General features: G+C 68.1%; 4 protein-coding genes, 2 tRNA genes and 1 pseudogene. 6 read left to right on the top strand and 1 reads right to left on the bottom strand.

Annotated features, from left to right (window positions below; all coding sequences use genetic code 11):
* Positions 1–358: 358 nt before the first annotated feature.
* Positions 359–772 (bottom strand): SsgA family sporulation/cell division regulator, encoded by a 414-nt coding sequence (locus ACFV6X_RS20800; protein ID WP_004002642.1) that lies wholly within the window; start codon positions 770–772, stop codon positions 359–361.
* A 191-nt stretch (positions 773–963) separates the two neighbouring features.
* Here ACFV6X_RS20800 and ACFV6X_RS20795 point away from each other — a divergent pair, with 191 nt between their 5' ends.
* The 6 genes and pseudogenes from ACFV6X_RS20795 (at position 964) to ACFV6X_RS20770 (ending at position 3,372) form a co-directional block, all read left to right on the top strand.
* A complete protein-coding gene (locus ACFV6X_RS20795) occupies positions 964–1,416 on the top strand; it encodes a TIGR02611 family protein (RefSeq protein WP_365449061.1) in 453 nt (150 codons plus the stop codon).
* A gap of 78 nt (positions 1,417–1,494) precedes the next feature.
* Positions 1,495–1,566 (top strand) — tRNA-Val (locus ACFV6X_RS20790).
* Positions 1,567–1,858: 292 nt separating this feature from the next.
* A pseudogene (locus ACFV6X_RS20785) lies at positions 1,859–2,490 on the top strand (ABC transporter substrate-binding protein); the annotation flags it as partial.
* Positions 2,469–2,657: a hypothetical protein gene (locus tag ACFV6X_RS20780; protein ID WP_385385731.1), complete on the top strand. Its 189-nt coding sequence runs from the start codon at positions 2,469–2,471 to the stop codon at positions 2,655–2,657. The pseudogene ACFV6X_RS20785 and the gene ACFV6X_RS20780, both read left to right, overlap by 22 nt.
* Positions 2,658–2,802: 145 nt before the next feature.
* Positions 2,803–3,261: an SRPBCC family protein gene (locus tag ACFV6X_RS20775; protein WP_385385548.1), complete on the top strand. Its 459-nt coding sequence runs from the start codon at positions 2,803–2,805 to the stop codon at positions 3,259–3,261.
* Between the two features lie 39 nt (positions 3,262–3,300).
* Positions 3,301–3,372 (top strand) — tRNA-Val (locus ACFV6X_RS20770).
* Positions 3,373–3,440: the final 68 nt, after the last annotated feature.

Genomic DNA, 3,440 nt, shown 5'->3' with positions numbered 1-3,440 from the left:
AGGCCGTGCACCCCCCATGCTCCGCAGACCCATCTGTGCTCCACGCCCCGCAAGCCCACCACCGTCGATCCTCGTCCCCGTACGGCGCTGCGCAGACACGCCGCTTTCTTGCTTCCGAAGACCCGGTTCCACGCAGACCGGCGCCGCCCCCGCGGAAACGCGCGGTGGCAGCGCCGGTGTTGCCGTATGCGGTTGTCCTGGCGCGTGAGGGCCTGCCCGGAGGATCCTGCCGGAGGCGGGCCCTGGCACGCTTCACGGTGGCCGATCAGTGCCGTCGGCTCGCTCCGACCTGATCCGCCGGACAGGCCCGAGCCGTCTCCCCGAGTGGACGGCCGGGCGGCTTGGTGGTGGTCTCGCCCTAGCTCTCCGCCAGGATGTGCGAGAGCTCCTGGTCAAGATCGAAGTGCCGGTGCTCCGTGCCGGGCGGCACGGCGGCGTCGGTTCGCTTCAGGAAGGACTCCAGGGCCCGCGCCGGGGCCTCGAGCAGAGCTTCCCCCTCGGGGGAGCTGAGGGCGATGCAGACGACGCCCTGACCGTGACTGCGCGACGGCCAGACACGGACGTCGCCGGTTCCTGTGGGCCGGTGAAGCCCTTCGGCGAGGAGGTCGCGGGCGAACACCCACTCGACGGTTTCCTCGGCTCCGGTGTGGAAGGTGGCGTGCACGGCGTAGGGGTCGGCCGTGTCGTACCGCAGGCCTGCGGGGACAGGCAGGGAGGACTCGCTCGACACAACGAGGCGCAGGTGCAGCTCGCAGCTGACCGTGGTGTTCATAAGCGCCAGGGCCTTTCGCTCAGTGTGCGCTCGGGGATTCGCACGTCGGCGAAATCGACATGCCACCTACGGTGCCGTTGTAAACCCCTCTGAGGGTTTTGCGTGTGTTTACGTAACTCTTCCGGCCGAGAACGACTTCGTCCGATACGCCCATTCCGGTGACCGGAATCGTTCGGGTAGGGTTTGGCCGTATGAATACGGGGAGTAGCAATCCTGGCGAGGTTGCCGTGGCGACGGACGAGTCGGGGACGCGTGAAGCGCGGGGCGAGCGTGCCCTGGGTTCGCGCGCGCCGGAATTCATCAAGGCGCGGCGCCTGCTGCATGTGAGCTGGCAGGTGGGCGTCTTCCTCGTCGGTCTCGCGGTGGTGGGCACCGGCATCGTCCTGCTGCCGTTGCCCGGCCCGGGCTGGGTGATCATCTTCGGCGGCATGGCGATCTGGGCGACCGAGTTCGTCTGGGCCCAGCTGGTGCTGCGGTGGACGAAACGCAAGGTCACCGAGGCCGCACAGCGTGCTCTCGACCCCAAGGTGCGCCGGCGCAACATCATTCTGACGTCGATCGGCTGCGTGATCGTGGCCGCGATCGTCGGGTTCTACGTCTGGAAGTTCGGCTTCATGATGCCGTGGAAGATCAAGGACCAGTGATCCACGGCGCGGGGCGCGGGGGTGGTCCGGCGTGGTCACCCGCACCCCCTGACATGGGGTAATGTACTTCCTGCGCCCGGGCGATTAGCTCAGTGGGAGAGCGCTTCGTTCACACCGAAGAGGTCACTGGTTCGAACCCAGTATCGCCCACCCGGAACACGGCCCATCTGCGAGACAGCAGGTGGGCCGTTGTCGTGTCACGCCCGCTGTCGTCACTGTGAGTGTCCGCACTTCCCGGCCATCGAGGACTGCGGTGCCACACGGCCCGTCCGTGCGCCGACGGCCGCGACCGACGTCGGCCCCCCATCGGTCCGCACCGGTCAGTACCCCGCGCCCCGAGAAAATCCTGCCCGCGTCAATGACGCACTCCCGACCCCTCCGCAGCTCGTGCCAGCAAGCGCTTACGTGAAACGATTCATGAGCGGCTGGGGTAGGTCCTGCGATGCACGGCGGCGGGAACACGGAGCGGCGGACGGGACTCAAGGCGGCCGGTGTGTCGCCGGCGACTCTGGGGCTGACGGCCGCCGGCTGCGGCGGGTCCGGCGACGGGACGGTGACGATCCGTTACGCCTGGTGGGGCGCGGAGGAGCGGACCAAGCGCATCAACCGGGCCATCGCGCTCTTCGAGAAGAAATATCCGAAGGTCGAGGTGGAGACCGACTTCCAGGATTACGTCGCCTTTTGGGAGAAGTTCCAGACCCAGGCCGCCGGTGGAAATCCGCCCGACGTCTTCCAGAACTCCGTCGCGTTTCTCCGGAAGTACGACAAGCGAGGCGTCCTTCTCGACCTCAAGTCCCAGGTCGGCCCCGGGAATCTGGGCATGGACAACTTCCGGGCCGGTGTGGACGAGGCCGGCGAGGTGGACGGAAAGCTTCTAGGCGTTCCCGTCGGACCCAACACGATGTCACTTGTCATAGACGAGAAGGCCTTTGAAAAGGCCGACGTGGCTACTTCGGCATCATGTACCTCTACGACCTCTGTCTGCGGCAGCACGGCAAGGCGTTCTTCGCCGAGGCCGGACTCGTCTTCGGCCAGGCCGATCTGACGGAGTGGTGGCCGGACGCGTACAACCGCAGGGGCACTCGCGGCTCGACGCCTACGCCGCCGTGCAGACCGGCGACGAGAAGCTCGCCACGCGCGGCGAGGCGGCCCGGGTGTCGGCCAACGACACCGCGCTGTACGGGCTCGCCGCCATCGAGAACCTGGCGCTGCTCGGCGACAGGATGCCCCCGTCCTCGTAGGGAAGCGTGCGAACAGCGCCGCCGCACGGGCGGCGGCGCTTGTTCAGGAGTGTGGTCCAGGCCACCTCGTACGCCATGAGTACCCGTACTCAGAACCTACTCGGACGCCGGACGCCAACCTCCCCGTCGGGGCAGACTCGGGCGCATGGACTGGACCCACTACCGCTTCCGCAGCCTGTGGCCCCTGCCCGCACCGCCCGCCACCGTGTACGCCGTGCTGGAGCGGCCCGAGGAGTACCCGCGCTGGTGGCGGCAGGTGCGTGAGGTCCAGCGGACCGACGGCACCACCGGTGTGATTCGGATCCGCTCGCTGCTCCCGTACGACATGACCTTCACCGCGCGCGAGGAGCGCCGGGATCCCGGGGCCGGGGTGCTGGAGATCGCGGTGACCGGTGACATCGAGGGCTGGGCACGCTGGACGGTCACCCCCACGGGGAGCGGGTGCCTCGCCCGCTACGACCAGGTCGTGGAGGTGAACAAGTCCCTGCTGCGCCGGCTGGCCGTGCCGGGTCGGCCCGTGTTCCGCGTCAACCACTGGCTGATGATGCGGGCCGGACGGCGAGGCCTGTTGGCTTACCTGGGCCGCGATCCCCAAGCGGTTTGAAGGAAACCCGGGGGCACCTGTATTGTTCAGTGCGTTCCCGGGCGATTAGCTCAGTGGGAGAGCGCTTCGTTCACACCGAAGAGGTCACTGGTTCGAACCCAGTATCGCCCACCGGGAAAGGCCGGTGCGCCCTGGGGGACCGGCCGTTTGGATGTGCGGCGGCCGATCAGGCCGCCGCC

The organism is Streptomyces sp. NPDC059861, assembly GCF_042731435.1.
Classification (GTDB): Bacteria; Actinomycetota; Actinomycetes; order Streptomycetales; family Streptomycetaceae; genus Streptomyces.
The sequence above is the reverse complement of the archived record's forward strand: the minus strand, read 5'-3'. Positions and strand labels throughout refer to the sequence as shown.

Coding starts and splice junctions, on each gene's coding strand:
- ACFV6X_RS20800 (WP_004002642.1), bottom strand. CDS start 772: ATGAACACCACGGTCAGCTGCGAGCTGCACCTGCGCCTCGTTGTGTCG.
- ACFV6X_RS20795 (WP_365449061.1), top strand. CDS start 964: ATGAATACGGGGAGTAGCAATCCTGGCGAGGTTGCCGTGGCGACGGAC.
- ACFV6X_RS20775 (WP_385385548.1), top strand. CDS start 2,803: ATGGACTGGACCCACTACCGCTTCCGCAGCCTGTGGCCCCTGCCCGCA.